The sequence below is a fragment of the Caldithrix sp. genome, from assembly GCF_056497305.1.
Genome location: NZ_JBSMDE010000135.1, coordinates 25,172 through 43,673, shown reverse-complemented (window position 1 = coordinate 43,673; position 18,502 = coordinate 25,172). Strand labels below are relative to the sequence as shown.

12 protein-coding genes are annotated in these 18,502 nt (G+C 47.6%); 5 read left to right on the top strand and 7 right to left on the bottom strand.

The window, feature by feature from the left end:
• Positions 1 to 60 precede the first annotated feature (60 nt).
• From ACWB0I_RS11360 to speE, 6 genes are all read right to left on the bottom strand, one after another.
• Positions 61 to 2,841, bottom strand: coding sequence for an ATP-binding protein (locus tag ACWB0I_RS11360; protein WP_479388183.1), 2,781 nt, complete (start codon positions 2,839 to 2,841; stop codon positions 61 to 63).
• A 244-nt stretch (positions 2,842 to 3,085) separates the two neighbouring features.
• Positions 3,086 to 8,248 carry a choice-of-anchor D domain-containing protein gene (locus ACWB0I_RS11355; RefSeq protein ID WP_479388182.1) on the bottom strand — a complete coding sequence of 1,721 codons (5,163 nt, stop codon included), beginning with the start codon at positions 8,246 to 8,248 and terminating at the stop codon, positions 3,086 to 3,088.
• An 18-nt stretch (positions 8,249 to 8,266) separates the two neighbouring features.
• Entirely contained in the window at positions 8,267 to 8,794 is a 528-nt protein-coding gene (locus ACWB0I_RS11350) for a hypothetical protein (RefSeq protein WP_479388181.1), read from the bottom strand.
• A gap of 124 nt (positions 8,795 to 8,918) precedes the next feature.
• Positions 8,919 to 11,228: a protein kinase domain-containing protein gene (locus ACWB0I_RS11345; protein ID WP_479388180.1), complete on the bottom strand. Its 2,310-nt coding sequence runs from the start codon at positions 11,226 to 11,228 to the stop codon at positions 8,919 to 8,921.
• Between the two features lie 128 nt (positions 11,229 to 11,356).
• Complete coding sequence (rfaD, locus tag ACWB0I_RS11340) at positions 11,357 to 12,319, bottom strand: ADP-glyceromanno-heptose 6-epimerase (RefSeq protein ID WP_479388179.1); 963 nt, start codon at positions 12,317 to 12,319, stop codon at positions 11,357 to 11,359.
• Positions 12,320 to 12,866: 547 nt separating this feature from the next.
• The gene (gene speE, locus ACWB0I_RS11335; protein WP_479388178.1) at positions 12,867 to 14,153 is read right to left on the bottom strand and encodes a polyamine aminopropyltransferase; all 1,287 of its coding nucleotides are present in this window, start codon (positions 14,151 to 14,153) and stop codon (positions 12,867 to 12,869) included.
• A gap of 193 nt (positions 14,154 to 14,346) precedes the next feature.
• On the opposite strand from speE, the gene ACWB0I_RS11330 reads away from it, so the two are divergent.
• Positions 14,347 to 14,691: a PilZ domain-containing protein gene (locus ACWB0I_RS11330; protein WP_479388177.1), complete on the top strand. Its 345-nt coding sequence runs from the start codon at positions 14,347 to 14,349 to the stop codon at positions 14,689 to 14,691.
• A gap of 14 nt (positions 14,692 to 14,705) precedes the next feature.
• Positions 14,706 to 15,254: a GNAT family N-acetyltransferase gene (locus ACWB0I_RS11325; protein ID WP_479388176.1), complete on the top strand. Its 549-nt coding sequence runs from the start codon at positions 14,706 to 14,708 to the stop codon at positions 15,252 to 15,254.
• A gap of 19 nt (positions 15,255 to 15,273) precedes the next feature.
• Here ACWB0I_RS11325 and ACWB0I_RS11320 read toward each other — a convergent pair whose 3' ends face one another.
• A complete protein-coding gene (locus tag ACWB0I_RS11320; protein WP_479388175.1) occupies positions 15,274 to 15,489 on the bottom strand; it encodes a hypothetical protein in 216 nt (71 codons plus the stop codon).
• 449 nt (positions 15,490 to 15,938) lie between these two features.
• On the opposite strand from ACWB0I_RS11320, the gene ACWB0I_RS11315 reads away from it, so the two are divergent.
• Genes ACWB0I_RS11315 through rsxC form a run of 3 tightly spaced genes read left to right on the top strand, consistent with a single transcriptional unit; the run spans position 15,939 to position 18,500 of the window.
• On the top strand, positions 15,939 to 16,370 hold the full coding sequence (locus ACWB0I_RS11315; RefSeq protein ID WP_479388174.1) for a SoxR reducing system RseC family protein: 432 nt from the start codon (positions 15,939 to 15,941) through the stop codon (positions 16,368 to 16,370).
• Positions 16,370 to 17,182 (top strand): RnfABCDGE type electron transport complex subunit B, encoded by an 813-nt coding sequence (locus tag ACWB0I_RS11310; protein ID WP_479388173.1) that lies wholly within the window; start codon positions 16,370 to 16,372, stop codon positions 17,180 to 17,182. Before ACWB0I_RS11315 ends, ACWB0I_RS11310 begins: the two co-directional genes overlap by 1 nt.
• Positions 17,169 to 18,500 (top strand): electron transport complex subunit RsxC, encoded by a 1,332-nt coding sequence (gene rsxC / locus ACWB0I_RS11305; protein WP_479388172.1) that lies wholly within the window; start codon positions 17,169 to 17,171, stop codon positions 18,498 to 18,500. The genes ACWB0I_RS11310 and rsxC overlap by 14 nt, the downstream gene beginning before the upstream one ends.
• The last annotated feature ends 2 nt before the right edge of the window (positions 18,501 to 18,502 follow it).

Below are 18,502 nucleotides of genomic sequence, written 5' to 3'. Positions count from 1 at the left end.
GAGGTTTTAAAAGAGCAATGCGGCCGTCGGGGGTGGGCCAAAGGGCGGAACATGGAACGATCAAATCTTGTTGTCCAGAATTGAGCGGACCTTTTTAGCCATTTGCTGAATGGTGTAGGGTTTGTGCAGGAAATGGTAACCGCGACTCAATAAGCCGGTTTTCATCAGCTGGCTGTCGGTGTAGCCGGAGGTCAGCAAAATTTTAATGTTAGGATTGAGTTCTTTAATCTCTTCAGCCAATTGATCGCCGCCCATTACAGGCATGACCATGTCGGAAAAGACCATATCTAATTCATTAATCAGGTTATTTTGCTGGATGATCTCCAGCGCTTTGGCGCCGTTTTCGGCGGAATAGACTTTGTAGCCCAGATTTTGCAGAAATGTACAGGCCAGGTCACGCACATCAGGATCGTCCTCTACCACCAGAATCGACTCCTGGGCTTTGGTGGAAATTTCGCTGGTTTCGTCGCGTTCCGAGGAATCTTCCTTTTCGTCACAAACCGGCCAGTAAATGTGGAAAGTCGTACCGCGTCCTGGTTTGCTGTCAACGTAAATACTACCGCCGTTCTGTTTGATGATTCCGTAAACCGTAGAAAGGCCCAGCCCGGTTCCTTTGCCTTCGCTTTTGGTGGTGAAAAAGGGCTCAAAAATTTTATCCTGAATGTCTTCCGGAATACCGATTCCGTTGTCGGAAATACTAATGCGTACAAAAGCGCCTTCACGGCTGCCAGCATGGCGGGAAACAAATTCTTCGTCCAGAATGACCTGCTCTGTTTTAACTTTAATCATCTTGTTGATGGTTTTATCTTCCAGGTGGTTTAATGCGTCGCGCGAGTTAATGATTAAATTGACCAGCAGCTGTTCGATCTGGCCCGGATCGGCTTTAATGGAGGGAACATCATCCCCCAGGTCGGTTTCCAGTTCAATATCTTCGTTGATCAGTTGACGTAACATTTTTTTCAGGTCTTCGATGATCTGATTCAGATTGACCACGCGCGGTTCAATTAGTTGTTTGCGACTGAAGGCCAGTAATTGTCGAATCAGGTTTTCTGCGCGCCGTCCTGAGCGCAGGATGTTTTGCACAAAATTTTGCATGGAATGGTCGTCTGGTAAGCCGCGCCGAATCATTTCGGCGTAGCCGTTAATGGCGGTCAGGATGTTATTGAAATCATGCGCAATACTACCTGTGAGCAGGCCAATGGATTCCATCTTTTGGGCCTGGAAAAGTTGTTGTTCTAATTGTTTTTTTTCTGTCACATCGCGCATGATGCCTTCGTAGGCCACTACCTGACCGGCCTCGTTTTTAACGGCGCTGGCCGTTACCAGTACCAGAATTTTCTGCCCGGCTTTGTTTTTTAAGGTTAACTCGTAATCTTTTACAAACCCTTTCTTTTCAATCGTCTTTTGAAATTTTTGCCGATCCGCCGGGTTCAGGTATAGAGCGTCAGCATTGGTGTTGAGCACTTCTTCGAGGGATTTGCAACCGAACAGCTTTACACCGGCCGGATTCATGTCCAGAATTTTACCGGAAGGCGTAGAAACGTAAATGACATCTGCAGAGCGCTCGAAGAGCATTTTGATGCGATTTTCCGAGCGACGCAGGTGCTCTTTGTAGCGTTTGCGTTCCAGCGCATTCAGAAAGATGAGTCCTGCGGTCAAAAGGGTGTGTTCTGTAAAATAAGGCCATTCTGTGCGTCTTTGCAGGAAATCGAGCCCAATAAAGCCGACGATCGCTTCGTTCATGATCAAAGGTACGATGAACAGTGACTGGATATCCTCCACCTTCCAGATGGATTTGATTGTGCTGGCTTCCACAGGCAGTTGATCAACATCGGTAATGGCCAGATGTGTGGAGCGTCTTAAAGCCTTAATGAACCATTTAAAATCTTCCTGATCGATTTTCTCATGGCGGGCAATCTTTTCTTTAACGCCCTCTTTGTGGTACTCGTGGGATTTTTTTAAGGACGTTCCATTTTTGGTGAAAAAATAGAGGTAGGCCCGATCGGCTTCGAAATATTCGCACAGAGTTTTAAGTCCCTTGTTGACCATGGAATCAATTTCGTTTAAAGTGGCCTGGATAAAACTGGCGGCCAGTGTGGTCAGCGACTGTTCTAACTGGTAAATATTATTCAAATCAATGATTTTTTCCTGAAGATTTTTGTTTTGAAGCGCTAAGGCCTCCTTATCTTCCTTAAGTTGTTCATATTCCACGTTTAAGTCGTGCAAGCGCAGAGAGTCGTCCGAAAGAACTTTGATTTCCTCTTTTTGTTCCTGCAAAAAGGAGTGTAAACTGTTCTCTAAAATTTTGAGGATGATGCCCGAAAGGTTAATTAACAAAATAAAAATGACGTGGAATGAACGCAGAGCAAACCCTTGCTGCATAAAGATTAAAGGAAAAACAAAATACAATGCCGATAAGATTAGGCCGCCGGTTAAAGCCAGGCTAAATTCCGGTAACAGGAAAAGGTAGCCGGTTATTAAGATCAGGGCAAAAGCCAGATTAAAAACTTCTCTGGAAAGCTGACCATGCAGATGAAACAAATAGAGGAACACCAGGCCGCTGCTCAGTAAAAATAAAAGCAATACGCCCCTGGAAAATTTAAGCAATGGTTTGATGCTCAGGGAGGCAATGGAAATCAACCACAACCCGATGGGCAGCCAGAAGTAGGCTGAGCGCATTAAAAAGAGCCAGCCCAGCGTTTGTGCAAACAGGAAATGGCTGAAAGCAAGATAGATGACGATAAGAAAACCGAGACCAATCCATTGCTTTTGAGCCTTCTGGAACACCGGAAAAAAGGAATTCGAAGGCAATTCGAACGATTTGTAATTGTTACGTTTCATCAAAATGACACCTGTTTACTTTCCTTGTAATTTACTACGGAGCATTTACTCCAGATGTGTTTAAAACCCATCGTTTCTTTTAAACCGACTTTGCCTGACTTGAGACAGAAGACACGCCGGTCTACACCCCACGCCCAAACCGTTTTCGAGTGAACGCCAAAAAATGGTTTGCCGTCAGCTGTGCATCCTTCGACGACAACATTCCAATTTATTGATTTTAAGTTATCAATAATATTAATAATTTTCATTTTTGCAAAATTAATTTTCTAAGGCCGGAAAATTTCTTTCCTTTAAGCCGCAAAAAGTAGAGTCCGCTGGCTACCGTTCTGTTTTGATCATTCTTTCCGTGCCAGAGCAGTTCGTAATAGCCAGGTGCGTAAGGTTTATTATGGGCCAGGGTCTTTACTTTTCTCCCTTGAATGTCGAAAATTTCAATGGTCAGCCGATCATCCTGAGGTAGCTGAAATCGGAGGCGCGTGTCCTGGTTAAAGGGATTGGGGAAGTTCTGACTCAACTTAAAAACACGTGGAACAGGCAAAAAGTTTTGTGTTTGAGAGGTCACAAAGGCTTTTGTTCCCACGATTAAACGCAGGTTTGCGCCGGATTGCTGCAGGGTGAGGCGCGGCTCAGAGCCCAGGTTTAAACGGCGATCCAGTGAGACCAATTTCCACATCCAACCCTGAGGCAGAGAGTCCGGTTCAATGGACAAACTGGCGGCTTTGCCTGTGTTCCATTCCACAACAAAGTCGAAGATGTAGCCCTGTTTATGGGCCGGGCGCAAATCGAGCGCCTGTCGCTCACCGTTTTTGGCCCTAAAATAAAGGGCCACAAAGGAACCGATGGTTGGGGGTTCCGGAGCAATGCGCGCCTGGTCATTTGGCGTAGCGCCTGCAAAGTTAAACAGATCCTGGAACGCACCGCTTCTGGCTTTTAACTGAATTTTCCAGGCTACATTTGTAGTGAGCGCTGTTTTGGCCATGGTGGACTGCAGCGGTAGCGGAGGAATTTCAAGACTATTTTTATCGCTGATTTTGACAGCATAGCCTTTGAAAGGCTCCAGAATATTGCTCATGGTCCATCCGCTGCCGGTGTAAAAATAGAGTATCGGTTTTTCTGACCAGTCTCTGGTTACTTCGTCCCAGGAAATCGTAAAAGGAAAGGGATTGGCAATCATGTTCCAGCCGTTATGCAGCGGAATGTTAAAATTACGGGTGGTCGCTACGCTTTGCACATTTTGCACATCCAGAGACAGAGAGTCTCTGGTGATCAGGAAGAGCGCCTTGCCCGGTTTTAAAACCGTTTTCAGGTCGGATTGCTCTTCGAATTGCAGGGCCTGGTTGTTCCAGTCGAAGATGCGGTAGATTTCGGGATTGTAGTTGCCCAGGTCATCGCTAAACAATTCGGAGAGGGTTTGATCGCTGTTAAAGGGCAGGGAAATCATCTGGTATTTTTCTTTTAATGTCTGATAGGGATACAAAACCTCCGGCAGGGTAACGGGTAAATAGAGCGGATTTTGCTCTCCATCTTCAGGATAGCGCGTAATTCGCCCTCCATGATGAATTTGCAAATACATTTCCAGACCGCGTTCGGTGAGCAGATTGGCCGGCAAGGACGCTGACCAGCGCTGATGTGCATCAGTCTGCAAGGCGATTTGTTGAAACTGCTGGCTTGCCCCGGGACGGATAAAGAGCAGAGCCTGATTAATTTGGGTGGAATCATCGCTAATGGCTACGGAGAACAAGCCCTGCTGACCGTAGATGAATTGCAATGTGTCCAGATTTAAACTCACATTGGCCGGTGTGGGATCGATTTTACCGGAACCAGAGAGTTCGATCTGGTAAGAAGCCTGCTCCGGATCGTTGGAATAGATGGTCAGTCTGGCCGAATAATCGGTGGCTGCCTGCGGAGTAAATTGGATTTGTAAATCCGACAGTGTGTCGTCCATCTGAATCGTTGTGTTGCTTAAAGGAGGAACAATAGCAAAAATCCCGGCGTTCGTGCTGTCAATCTTGAGGCTGTCAATATGCAATGGGCTGTTCCCTAAATTGGCGATGTAGAATGGTACGAATTGGGATTCATCGATAAATTCTGAGCCAAAGTGTAGTTGATCGGGCAAATTACAAACCAGTAGCGGGGCGTTTGAAGAGTGTAAGGCAATGGCGCTAATCTCGGTTGTTAATATTCCATGTTCAATGTCCCTGGAATACAGTCGCAGTTGGGCCTGGTGCAGCCCACTCTTTAAAGGATGATAGGTCACTTTAAAACGAAGCACGGAATCCTGGGGATTTAAAACAAGCGGGAAGGTGCGCTCTTCGACCGAGAACAGGTCGGCTGCGGGCCCGGTGATGCGCAGGCTATCCACGTAAACCAGTACATGGCTCTGATTAGTGATGGTTATCTCCCGCTCTGTGGCTGTGTTGACCACCTGTTTCCCAAAATTCAGGCGCTCGTTAACCAGCAATTGCGCGCTGTCGGCTTCGGCAATCAGATGGGCTCTGGAAGGTTGTTTGTACGGATTGTTCCAGTAGATGGTCAGTTCGCTTTCGAAGTGCCCGGTATCCGGTGGAGTGAATTGAATGTTCAAAGGAACGTCACCGGAATGGGCGGCAATGCTTTGGGGCCAGGAATCTGCCAGGGTAAAAACGGTGGTATCGCTGATCACCACGGAATCGATGATGACCGTTGCATCGCCTGTGTTTTGCAACAGTAGACTGCGCGTTTGCTGTCGAAAGAGCGAAGCGCGTCCAAAATCGAGCGTATCGCTTGTTAAAGCCAGTTTGGCTTCCACGGCACGGGCGGTAATGAGTAAGGAGCGCGGGTTGCGGAAGGGATCGTTGGAATAGAAGCGAACCAAAGCCTGCTGAGAACCGACGCGCAGGGGATGAAAGGAAACAGGAAGCTGCAGTGTGTCGCTTTTGGGCTGAAGAATCAGAGGCGCAGGGGGGAGATTCCAGCTAAAATTGTGGTTCGAGTCGGCCTCGACTGTGATGGAGTTGATCTGGAGCTGGTTATCTCCGCGGTTGAACAATTTTACCGTAACCGTTTGCTGATCAAAAATCATGATTGAATCAAAGCGCACCGTGTCCGGCTGCAAAACCAACTCGGCTGCAGTAACAAAAGCGGCCAGCGGAAGTTTAAAAACAGGGCTCTGGGCGTCATTACTGGCGATTTCTAAAAAAGCCTGCAGAGGGCCGCTCTTTTGGGGAACACAACGCACGTAGATTTGCAGGGAATCGCTGTTCGGAGCAATTTTCATATCTCCGGAAACTTTCCACCAGTTAAACGATGGCGCATCGCGACCGGCGATCTTTATTGATTGGATGCCAAGATCAATATTGCCGCTATTTTTGATGGTTAATTTAAGCAGCGAATCGCCGGGCATGGACAGCTGGCCAAAGTCTAAAGTGGAGACAGGCAGTTGTAAAAAGGCGCCAATGCCGGTTCCACTGGCCGCCAGTCGGGCTTCCGGTTGAAAAGGATCATCGCTCACGATGAGCAGAGTATCGACAAACAGGTTGATGGTGTCCGGTGTAAAATGGACCGCTATGGGCGCAGAGTTGGTTTGGGGACCGATCTCCAGAGTTTGATCGAATTCAACAGAAAACGGGCCGGCGGTCGAACTGAAATGCATGTCTGTGACCTGTAAAGTCTGGTTGCCGAGATTGCGGATGACCACAGACAAAGTCGAATCGCGGTACACCTGTAGCGAATCAAATTGCAGAGCGAATGGTTCCACACGCATCAGCGGCGCCAGGCCGGTGCCGGAAACCGGAATTAATAAGGGGGAATCGTCCGGATCGTTGCTGAAAATGCGCAGGGTGTCGGTAATCAACCCCATGGTGTCCGGTCTGAAAAAGACGATCAACGGCAAAGGATTTTCCGAATAGGGCGGCAGCTTGGTTTGCGAAAGCGTGGCCGAGAAAGAAGCGCCCGAAAAGCGGATGGAATCGATGCGCAGGGTGTCGGTACCGGTGTTGAACAGGTTAAATTCCTGTGAATCGGCTTCAGTAACCGAGACTGCGCCAAATTGCAATTCGTCGCTCAGGGTAAAGATATTAGCTGTGACCACGGTTCCTTTTAATGGAATACCCTTTTCGCCTAAATTAGAAGCGATGACCAGGTTGGCCTCATAGGGCAGGGAACTGGTTTGTAAGGGACGAAAGCGCACAGGGATTATCAGGCTGTCGGCCATGGCCAGTTGAATATCCTGATAGGTCTCTGTCAACGAAAAGTGCTGAGCATCCTGACCGAATAACACGATCTGCGCAATGTTTAATACCTCGTCACTGTAATTTTTGAGGGTGAGTTGCAAAGTGAGCGAGTCGCCCAGGCTGACTTTGCCAAAATCGAGCGAATCCGGGGTAGGAAAAACCGGGGAAAACCATTTTCGGGCCAGCGGGCCGCCGTAAGCGCCCATGTCGTTACGCTGAGCTCCCTTTGAAGGCGGGAAGTAGCGATCGTTGTAAGAGGAGGCGGGATCACCAGCGTCAATGGCCGGAGAGTTCAGCGCCAGTGTGAAATCGACGGTATTGGCAAACAACGGATCTTGCATGATATTACCATTGCCCCCCAGACCGCTTTGAGCAATATCAGAATAATTAATGTCGCCGGCGCCGCCAATTTTTACCACCTGCTGAGCTGCACTGTTAAAGTAGATGATCGAGTTTAAAATGTGGTGCGTACCGCCCACATTAATCACGCCTTCTTTATTGTTGTAACTGAGAACACTGTTGGTACAGGTCAGGATGTCCCCTGCTCCTGAAAGCACGACTCCTTCTTCCTGATTAAAAGCCACGATGGAGTTGGTTAAGGTCAATTGGCCGCCGTTGGTTTCCACTCCTGTGCTGGCGTTGTTTAAAATCTTGCAGGCTGTAGCCGTCAGCTTTCCGTTGTTTTCAATGTACAGGCCCTGCTGGCCGTTGTTTTGCACCGTGCAGCGTTCCATTGAAACCTGACTGTTGTTTATTCTGATGCCCAGAGACTGATTCAGGCTGACCACCGTATGACTTACATTGAGGCTGTTGCCAGTAATTTCCAGGGCCGGATTGGTGACTACCCCGCTGATCCGGCAAAATTGCAGGGTTGAATTGGCATCGGCCTGGTCGAAGTAGATTCCGGCCCAGCCGCCGGTGTTTGAAACAGAGGCTTCAAAAATAATGGAGTCCTGTTCTGTGCCCTGAGCCCTGAGCAGACCGGAAACAGTCATCCTGTAGTTACCGTCGAATAAAACGCGCACACCTGGTTCGATGGTTAGTTGCAGAACGGTGAGATCGCCGCTCACATGGATGGGACTCTGATCAAGACTCCAGGTCTCCCCATCGACCAGACCGGAGACTCTGTTTTGGGCTGCGATTTGTCCGAAGAATACGATGATTAAAAAGAAATATTGCCATGATTTAACACGCATCTTGCCTTTACCTTCTGTTTATTCAGGCCAATTGGGTGGTTCCGGAAGTACTTTGTTTTGTTTATGACTTTTACCGCCGCTCAGCAAAATAAGACCAACGCTGCCCACAATGGCCGCCCCAGAAATGAGCCAGAAATTCTTTTGTCGATAGATGGCCGGCTTTTCTTGTGGACGTTTTTGGCGTTCATCCTGGACCAGGGCCACAAAAGAGGGCGGCTCCTCTTTAATAGAAGGATTGTAATCGGGTTTAATTTCCAGAATGCGCCCGATGATTTTTCGGGCTCCCGACTCATCATTTAAGGCGTGCCTGATCTCGGCTAAGATGATCAGCGCTTCAAATTTTTGCGCGCTGCTTAGCTTTTCATCCTTTAAGATGGTCAGGACGGTCTGCTGGGCTTCTTCGAATTTTCCGTTATAATAATCACTGCGCGCTTTTTTTAATTGTTGGCTGATGGCATCTGTGTCCTGTCCGGCCCATAATGGCTGGGGACACTGCACAGCCAGAAAGGCAGTGATCAGGGCATAAATGATTACTGTTCGGTTCATCGAATTCTTCCGCTTGCTGTTAGGCATTTCCAATTTAGTAAAACTTTTACCTGCTCTCCGGAAATTTGCAAAAAAAATGTTAACAATGCCATTTAAAAATTTACCCATTTCTAAAAAAATGGCCTTACTCGGCTTTCAAAACGAATTTTAGGGTATTTACCTGTTCGGGCAAAATCATGACGGCCTGTTCCTCGCTTTTCAAGAATCCTTTTTTCTGAACGGCAATGCGGTGTTCGCCTGGTGTAAGAAAGATGGCTTTGGGCGTGTACTGGCCGGTTTCTTTGCCATCCACGAAAATCCGGGCGAAGAGGGGCTGTTCATGCTCATCAAAAGCCAGAATGCGCGTTTGCACTTTCTGGTTGAAATTGTAGTGCAGGCGCAAAGTCTGGTCTGCTTCGATGCGGATATTTTTTTCAATGACCGAAAAAGCCGGATTTTCGATGCGCAGTTGGTGTTCACCTGCTGTCAATTTAAATTGGTTCTTAATGTTGGTCTCTTTTTTTACCAGGGCGTTGTCAATAAAAATATTGGCCCAGGGCAAAACATGAAGTTCCAGGTTGCCGTAGGCAGGTTGGAAATTAAGGGAAAGAGCACTTTTTTCTCCGGCCTGCAGACGGAGCGTTTTTACAATGGGTTTAAAACCGGTTTTGCGAAACGCAATGCGTTGATTTCCAGCTGGAAGCGAAAGTGGCTGGGCAGCGGACTGCAGTAAAATGGGTTGCTGATCGTTGATCTGAACTTCAATCGGCCACTGGTTTGATTGGATGACAAGACGGACCGGCAGGGCTCTTAGTTCAAAGTTCAGCGTCCTGGAGCGGCTGTGGGGAACGGTTAATTTCCGTTCTACGGTTTCAAAGCCCTCTTTCTGCAGACGTAGCTTTATCGTTTTCCCTGCTTTTACAGAGAGTTTAACAGGCGTCTGACCCGCAGGCCGATCGTCGATGAAAACGCGGGCTCCTGAAGGATGGGAAGTAATAGACAGCTCAGTCCGTGAAATAGGGGCGGGTATCTCTTCTTTGGACACTTGTTCAGGCTGCGGAGATGGGGGAGATAGTGCGTTTAAAGAAATGGCCAGAACCAGATGTTGACCTGGCTGAAAGGTAATGAGCGAATCAAACGGGGCAAAGCCTGCTTTTTTTAACACCAGACGGACGGTTCCCCGAGTTATTTTTAGCGAATCGATAGGCGTTTGGCCCATCGGTTGCCCGTCGATTACCACCTTTGCTCCATTGGGACGCGTGTGCAGAGACAACAGAGAGGGCCATTCCTTTTTTTCTGTGACAGGCTTTTGGGGTAAAGAGAGCAAGTAAATAATGAGAATAATTATTAAGGCTGGTAACAGACTGAACAACCAGAATCGCTTCTTTTTGACAATATCGGTGATGCGCGACAGTTGGGAGTGCTCCGAAAGATCAGCCGGCAATGCCTCGGGCTGTTGCGCTTCGTCTTCATGGGAAAGATTTGCTTCCACGGGTATTTCCGGCGCCAGCGATTCTTCAGAAAAGTCGTCCTTTATTTCAAAACCGTAGCCATCAAAATTAATTTCTTCATCGGTATCCGCCCTGGCCGGCTGGGCCAGCTCTAATTTGTCTTTAAGCTGTTCTTTCAGTTCCACCAGTTTCTGATGCATTTCTACGGCCGATTGAAAACGGTCGTCCGGGTTCTTGGCGATGGCTTTCATGATGAAATCATCGATTTCTGGAGGCAGGTAAGGATTAAAGGTGGATGGTTTGGGTAATGGTTTACGAACAATGGTTTCGCGAATGTCAAAATCGGTTTGATTGGGATCGAAGGGCACGGTACCGGTTACCATCTGGTACATGGTAATGCCTAGGGAGTAGATATCGGTGCGGTGATCGGTCTCTTTTAAGCTGCGTACCTGTTCCGGCGACATGTAGTACAGGGTGCCGCCAACGGCGGAGACCTGGGTGTGAATCAGAGAGTTTTCCTGAATTTTGGCCAGACCAAAATCGGTTACCTTAACTACATTGTCCCGGGTGAGCAAGATATTGCTGGGTTTAATATCGCGGTGAACAATGCTGGCCGAATGGGCGTGTTGCAGGGCAGAGAGAATCTGTTCCGTAATTTCGATGGCCTCTTTCAAAGGCAGGGGACGTTTGCTCTTTAAGCGGTCGCGTAGGGTGTCGCCTTCGATGAATTCCATGACGATGAACCAGTGGCCTTCGGCTTCTAACAGATCGCTGATGCGCACGATGTGTGGATTTTCCAGGCGGGCCAGGGCGCGGGCTTCCGTTTTGAAGCGGTTGAGCAATTTTTCGTTCAGCGAAAGACCGGGGGCAATCATCTTAAGGGCCACAATCTTATCCAGATGTGTGTTCAATGCTTTGAATACCAGGCCCATCCCTCCGTGACCGGCTGGCTCCAGGATGCGAAAATGACCGAATACTTTACCAATAAATTGTTGATTATTCATACAATTAAATCTGAGACACTTTTTGATTAAATTTCGCCAAAATAAAATATCTAATTATAATTCGGCTAAAGTTCAAAATTCTTTAATTTTTTTTGACGCGATTAGCACAGTATTTCGTTTTCAAGATATTAATAATGGGCTGGTCCTTTCATCAGGTAGTTCTGTACGTAATCGGTAACGCCTTTTTCTAAAGAAGTAAACTCTTTCTGATACCCGGCTTTTCTCAGTTTAGCAATTTTGGCCTCGGTAAAATATTGATAGCGATCGCGTAAGGATTCCGGCATGTCAAAAAACTCGATTTTGGGCTCTTTGTCCATGGCCTTAAACACGGCGGTTACAAGGTCTAAAAAGGATCGGGCCTTTCCGGTGCCCACATTGTACAATCCATTGATTTGAGAGTGATTGAGGAAGAACAGAATGACTTCCAGCACATCCTTAACGTAGATAAAGTCCCGTAACTGCTGGCCATCCTCAAAATCCGGGCGATGGGATTTAAACAGACGAACCAATCCGTTTTGCTGAATTTGATTAAAGGCTTTGAAGACCACGGAGGCCATATCGCCTTTAAAATATTCATTGGGGCCGTACACATTAAAGAATTTTAAGCCTACAATCTGCTCGAACCAGCCTTCGCGCCGCGCTTTTAAATCAAATAATTGTTTGGAATAACCGTACATGTTCAGAGGCCTCAGTAAATGGATGTTGGCTTCATTATCATCGTAGCCTCTTTCGCCCAGGCCATAGGTCGCTCCGGAGCTGGCGTAAATGAAGCGCACATCGTGGGTTAAGGCAAATTGGGCCAGTTTCAAGGTGTAGCGGTAATTGTTTTCCATCAGGTAATGGGCGTCGCGTTCAGTGGTAGCGCTGCAGGCGCCCATGTGGATAATGGCCTTGAGGCGCGGACGATCTTGCAGGTAATCCAGAAATTGTTCTCTGTCCAGATAATCAGCAAAGTCCAGATGTCTCAAATTTTTCCACTTGTCGTTCTGGCGTAGAACATCCACTGCAAGAATGTCTGTTATTCCCTCCTGGTTCAGTCGGGAAATCACACAACTGCCGATAAAGCCGGCCGCTCCGGTTACAACGATCATAATTAACCTCAGAAATGTTTATTGATTATGAAATGTGCAAAATTTAAAGCAAAAAAGCAATTTCCAGATGTTCGGGGAGGCTGGGGGGGAGGTAGCCTTCAACGACTGGTTCCCGTTTCCGCAAAGCGGGGCGAGTTTAGCCCTCTCCCGAAAATCGGACGAGGGGGAAAACGGTGCCGAAGGAGAGTTATTGCCGATACCGGTAAAGCCTCATTAATTGATTAACTCTAAACTCACAATTACCTTACAATGTGTAAGGGATTCTTCTCCCGCTGAAGCGGGAGAAGAATGACATGCCGGTACGGGGCCATCCTGATTGTCATTTCGACCGATGCGCAGAGCAAGAGCGATGTGTAGAGCGTAGAAATCTTGCTTCATTCTTACAAGAGTCTCGAGCTAAAGCTCGAGTTACGTTGTGTCTACAGATTACATGTTGGTAAAAGCCCAATCTCCAACGCGGGCTAAAGGGAAAGTGGTGCAGCCCAGGAATTTAAAGCCACACAAGTTTCTCTGCTGTTGCGCTACCCGGGATGAACGTCCTGGCTCATCAGACCGGTGTGTTCAACATTTCCTGCACATAGGGTGGCAGCACAAAAGAGGCTTTATGAATTTCCGGACTGTAATATTTTAATTTGTGTTCTTTGCTGAATCGGGTCGCCTGTTCTTCATCAAATTCTTTGGGATTAAAATTGCCCTTAACTCCGATCTGTCCACTCCACAGCCCGGTAGGATAGGTGGGCACATGAAACAACATGACATGGGCCTGGCCCGGGCCAAAAATATCGGTTAAGGTCTGGTGGATTTCTACAAAGACCTTTTCGTTAAAGCGCGGGGCTTCTCCCTGAACAATCATAGCTCCCCCGTCTTTTAGAATGCGCTGGCAGTTCTGGTAAAATGATCTGGAAAATAAGCCTTCTGCCGGACCGATGGGATCGGTGGAATCCACAATGATGATGTCGTAGGTCTGGTCGGGGGTATCGGCTACGAATTGGATACCGTCCGTGATGCGCAAATCGAGCTTTGGATCGTCAAAAGCGGCAGCGATTTCTGGCAAATGCAGGCGGGAAGCTTCGACCACTTTGGCATCGATTTCCACCATGGTTACCTTTTGCACACTGGAGTGCTTAAGGACTTCACGAACCACGCCGCCATCTCCACCTCCAATGACCAGAACCTCTTTGGCCTGCCCGTGCGCCAGAAAGAGAGGATGAGTCATCATTTCGTGATAGTGAAACTCATCTTTTTCCGTGCACATGATCATGTTGTCTAAGGTTAGCGTTTTGCCAAAAGCGTAGGTGTTCAGCACTTTAACGTGCTGGTAAGGGGAGCGTTCGTTGTACAACACCTCGCCGGTGTGACGCAGAGAAAGAGCGATGTTTTCATCTTTGTCGGTCAGCCACACATTACGTTCAATGCGGCCCTGTTTCATGTATTTTTTGAATTCTTCGCGCAGTTCTTTGGGATCGAACTCAATGCGCGTTAGAAGATTGAGAGAGCCGCGCCGCGTTTCAAGAGCGGAGTAGTTTTGAGCCTTGAACACATCTTTCAAGTAGTCAAAAGCCTTCCAGGGATCTACATCGTCGCCGCAGGTAAAGAGATCGACGGCCGCGTAACGGTACTCCGGCCAGGTATGCACGGCTAAATGGCTTTCCTGAATGACCACAACGCCCGAAACGCCGTACGGTGAAAAATAGTGAAAAGTCGAGTTAATGATGGTGGCATTGGCCTGGTCAGCAGCATCCAGCATGCCCTGTTCTATGGTAGTCACTTCGTTTAAGATGTTGGGATCACAGCCCACAAATTCAACCAGAATGTGTTGTCCTAAAGCGTTCATTTTTTATCTCCAAACTATGTGATTCATTTTTATCCAGCGCCTGAATATACAACATTTTGTGCGCTTTTTGCAATGGATTGTTCAATATAGGCATTTGATTAAAAATTGTTCGGCAGGTTACAATTAAATTTTTGTGTTCCATTCTAATTTTTCCCTAAATTAGCATTACATATTTAATAAGCAAGGGGGATGCATGAAAGAGCAAAGAAAATTACAACGTCGGCATCTGATTTACTATCTGCGAGTTTTCGACATCGAGACCAATCAAGTGTTGGGCCATTTAATCAACATTACACCGGAAGGCATAATGATTATGAGTGAAGAACCCCTGGAAACGGATAAGCTCTACCATTTACGAATGGACCTGCCAGCCGATGTATTTCACCGCCAGATCATTGAGTTTGATGCGGAGAGTCGATGGTGCAAAAAAGATATCAATCCTGAATTTTACGACACCGGATTTTTGATTAAAAATCTGGACCGGGAAGACGCCCGGCTTATTGAACAACTGATTGATGATTATGGATTCCGATATTAGACGGAGTGGGTGTTTTGTTAAATCCTTTTATTATCGGAGAAAAAATTTATCTGCGGGCTCCGGAACCCGGCGATGAACAGGTTTTTGCCCGGTCCGAAAACCATCCTGATGCCCGACACTATTTGTATTACGCCCTGCCTACCAATGCTCAGTGGCACAGGGAACAAATTCAAAATAAGTTGAATGATCCCCATACCATTATTTTTACCATTGTGGCCAGAGATCAGGAGCAGCCCATTGGCAATACGGCTTTTGTGCGCATCGATTGGATCGGACGAATGGCCACTTTTTACATTGCTATTGCCGACAAAGAAAACTGGTCAAGGGGCTATGGCACAGAAACGACGCGCCTGATGGTCAAATATGCGTTCGAAACGATTAATTTAAATCGCGTGCAACTACACGTTAGCACGGAAAACGAACGGGCCATAAAAACCTACCAGAAAATCGGCTTTAAAATAGAAGGCACCTTGAGACAGGCCATGTTTTTCGACAACCGCTACCACGATTTTTATTTAATGGCTATTTTAAAAGAAGACTACGTAGCTCAGCGAGGCGCTTAGAATGCTTCCCTTAAAAGATCTAGTCCCGCCATTGCGGGATGCGAAAATTTTTGTGCTGTGTGAGTAAGAAAAATCGTTGAATTGTTGATTGGTTGATTAGTTGAATAGTTGAATGGTTGAATGGTTCATTGGTTAAATGGCCTGTCCCCGAAAACGGGATTTTCGCTGCGCTCCAACCGGCTGCGCCAGCCAGACTGGCCTGTCCCCGAGGATCGGGATTTCCGCTTCGCTCCAACGAGTTACACCTTGTTCTGCCTCACCTCCTGCCACCTTCTTGAAATAATTCGTAATTCATCATTCCTAATTCATTTGTGGATTATTCCGCACTGCCTTTTATGGCTGTGAAAAGCAGTCCATGGAAAGCAAGTCCGCCACTACCTATTGATGAAATTTGTTGATCTACTGCCCAAATGGAGGCCGGTCATTTCAGCCAGCAGGTAAACAAATTTTCTGGTCGCAGAAAAGACGGATGAAACAGATTAAAGGCATTTCCTGCCGGCTGCAAAATTCCTATTTTTGAGAAAAAAGTGAATGGTTTCACCAATCTTTGAGAAAATATTCTCTTAAACGCTTTGGTGAAATATCGGGTTGACCTTGAAATGCTTTGATTTAAGTGCCTCGGTTGGTAAGCAAAGAATTGGTACATGGTTTGCTTAATTTTTTTCTCAAAAATTGCAAGAGGTCATGGAAACATTAAAAGAGATCGGTAAAGTCATTGCGGTCGATCAGTCAAGGGTTACCATCCAGGTTCAGGCCGGAGTACAGGAGTGCCACGCCTGCGCCATGGCCTATTTGTGTAATGGTGATGGCGGCCCTGCCAAAACCCTAAACGTACCCCGCGAACAACTTGATTTCGAACCCCGCTCCGGGCAACAGGTGGAAGTGAGTTTTAACAAGGTGTTGGAATTTTCCATGTTAGTCTATTTGCTGCCCATACTGTGTTTCTTAATCGCTCTGATCATTTCAAATCTGGCGTTGAATATTTCCGGAGAATTTACGTTGTTTCTTTCCGGCCTGTTGGGCCTGGTGGCGGGATTTTTTGCGCTGTGGTTTGTGAATAAATTAGTAAATAAAAAAGGGTTGAACGTCAAAATTAACCTTTGTGGGGAGAGCTGATGATGGAAATATTTTTGCCCGGGCTCATTCTGGCTGGTTTTGCTCTGGTATCGGCATCCGGTCTTTTTGTGGCTTCAAAAAAGTTTTATGTCTATGAAGACCCGCGTATTGATCAGGTGGAGAACCTTTTACCCGGAGCCAATTGCGGTGGCTGTGGTTTTGCCGGCTGCCGTTCATTGGCCGAGCACATGGTGACCAATCATACGGTCGATCCGCCATGCCCGGTGGCCGAAGCCGCGATCATGGCAGAGGTGGCCGAAATTCTGGGGCTGGAAGCGCCTGTACAGGAAAAACAGGTGGCTACCTTGCTGTGCAAAGGAACGCATGAGAATTCCCCCCTGGCTCTGGATTATCGTGGCATTGAAGATTGCTGGGCAGCCGTACTGGTTGTGGATGCCACAAAGGATTGCGCTTTTTCCTGTCTGGGTCTGGGTTCCTGTGTAAAGGCCTGCTCGTTTGGCGCCATGCACATCGAAAAGGGGATTGTGGTCATCGACGCGGAAAAGTGTACAGGCTGCGGTATTTGCCTGGCCCACTGCCCCAAAAATTTGCTCATTTTACGACCGACAACGGCGCAGACCATCGTGACCTGTTCCAATACGGATCGCGGGCCGGAAGCCAGAAAAGCCTGTAAAACAGCCTGTATTGGCTGCATGAAGTGTCAAAAGGTCTGTCAGCATCAGGCCATTTTTGTGGAAAATTTTTTGGCGCACATCGATTTTGAAAAATGTACCAACTGCGGCTATTGCGTAGAAGCGTGCCCAACAAATGCCATTGAAACGCGGAGGTCTGAGATCTATGTTACAGCTTAAAACCTTTCCCAGAGGGGGAGTGCATCCTCCACAACAAAAATTTTCCGCGCAATCTGCAATCACTTACGGGGAAGTGCCGGAAACATTGTACATCCCCGTTAATCAGCACATCGGACGTCCGGCAACCGTTGTTGTAAAAAAGGGCGACCTGGTAAAGCGCGGCGATCTGCTGGCGCAGGCTTCCGGTTTCATTTCGTCCAATGTGCACGCCCCGGTCAATGGAAAAGTCGTAAAAATACTGCGCCTTCCTCTGTTGGGTGGAGCCGTGGGGGAAGTCGTTCAACTGCAGCCTGAAGAACCTGGTAAACCGTATCAGGAAATTCTGCAGCAGGATGCGGAATTGGACCCACAGATTGAGGCCTTGACGCCGCAGACCATTCGCCAACGCATTGAACAGGCCGGTATTATTGGCATGGGAGGTGCGGGCTTCCCGACCCATGTAAAACTTTCTCCGCCTCCTGAGAAGAAGATTGATGCCCTGATTATCAATGGCGCAGAATGTGAACCCTACATTACCGCCGATCATCGCATCATGGTGGAAAAGCCGGTGCAGATTCTGCAGGGTATCAAAATTTTACAACGCTTATTCCATGATGTGCCTGTGTATCTGGGGATTGAAAATAATAAACCCGATGCTCTGAACCTGATGGAACAGGTTTCGGCGCGGGCTGCGGGGGTTTTTGTAGTCCCCTTAAAAACAAAATATCCTCAGGGCGGCGAAAAACAATTGATCAAAGCCGTTTTGAACCGTGAAGTGCCCTCAAAAGGTTTGCCCATGGATGTGGGCGTGGTGGTGCAAAATGTGGCTACTGTACTGGCCATTCGGGATGTGTTTTACCACAATCGGCCCTTAATGGAGCGCGTGGTTACCATTTCCGGCAACCTGGTGGAACAACCCGGCAACATGCTTTTACCTGTGGGCACGCCTGTCTCCTACATTACACAAAAATTTCATATTGACCAGAGCAGGGTAAAGGTACTTCTGGCCGGCGGGCCGATGATGGGACGCACCTGCCACTCCTTTGCCAGTCCCATCAGTAAAACAACCTCGGCTCTGCTCTTTTTTGATGCCTCGCTTTATGTGCAGCGCCAGGACAATCCCTGCCTGCGCTGCGGAAGCTGTGTCGATGTCTGCCCCATGGGGCTGGATGTGGCGATTTACGCTCAGATGATTAAAAGCGGCAAACTGGCCGATTACATGAAACCGCACATCATGGATTGCATTGAATGCGGGAGCTGTACTTATGTTTGTCCGGCTAACCGCCGGCTTGTTCACTGGATGAGATTGGGGAAAAGAATAATAAAAAGAGAGAATTAGCT

Bases quoted from the DNA above. Each gene is read 5' to 3' on its own strand.
- ACWB0I_RS11310 (WP_479388173.1), top strand. From the start codon at position 16,370: ATGATGGAAATATTTTTGCCCGGGCTCATTCTGGCTGGTTTTGCTCTG.
- ACWB0I_RS11355 (WP_479388182.1), bottom strand. From the start codon at position 8,248: ATGCGTGTTAAATCATGGCAATATTTCTTTTTAATCATCGTATTCTTC.
- ACWB0I_RS11350 (WP_479388181.1), bottom strand. From the start codon at position 8,794: ATGAACCGAACAGTAATCATTTATGCCCTGATCACTGCCTTTCTGGCT.
- ACWB0I_RS11315 (WP_479388174.1), top strand. From the start codon at position 15,939: ATGGAAACATTAAAAGAGATCGGTAAAGTCATTGCGGTCGATCAGTCA.
- rfaD (WP_479388179.1), bottom strand. From the start codon at position 12,319: ATGATCGTTGTAACCGGAGCGGCCGGCTTTATCGGCAGTTGTGTGATT.
- ACWB0I_RS11360 (WP_479388183.1), bottom strand. From the start codon at position 2,841: ATGAAACGTAACAATTACAAATCGTTCGAATTGCCTTCGAATTCCTTT.
- speE (WP_479388178.1), bottom strand. From the start codon at position 14,153: ATGAACGCTTTAGGACAACACATTCTGGTTGAATTTGTGGGCTGTGAT.
- rsxC (WP_479388172.1), top strand. From the start codon at position 17,169: ATGTTACAGCTTAAAACCTTTCCCAGAGGGGGAGTGCATCCTCCACAA.
- ACWB0I_RS11345 (WP_479388180.1), bottom strand. From the start codon at position 11,228: ATGAATAATCAACAATTTATTGGTAAAGTATTCGGTCATTTTCGCATC.
- ACWB0I_RS11330 (WP_479388177.1), top strand. From the start codon at position 14,347: ATGAAAGAGCAAAGAAAATTACAACGTCGGCATCTGATTTACTATCTG.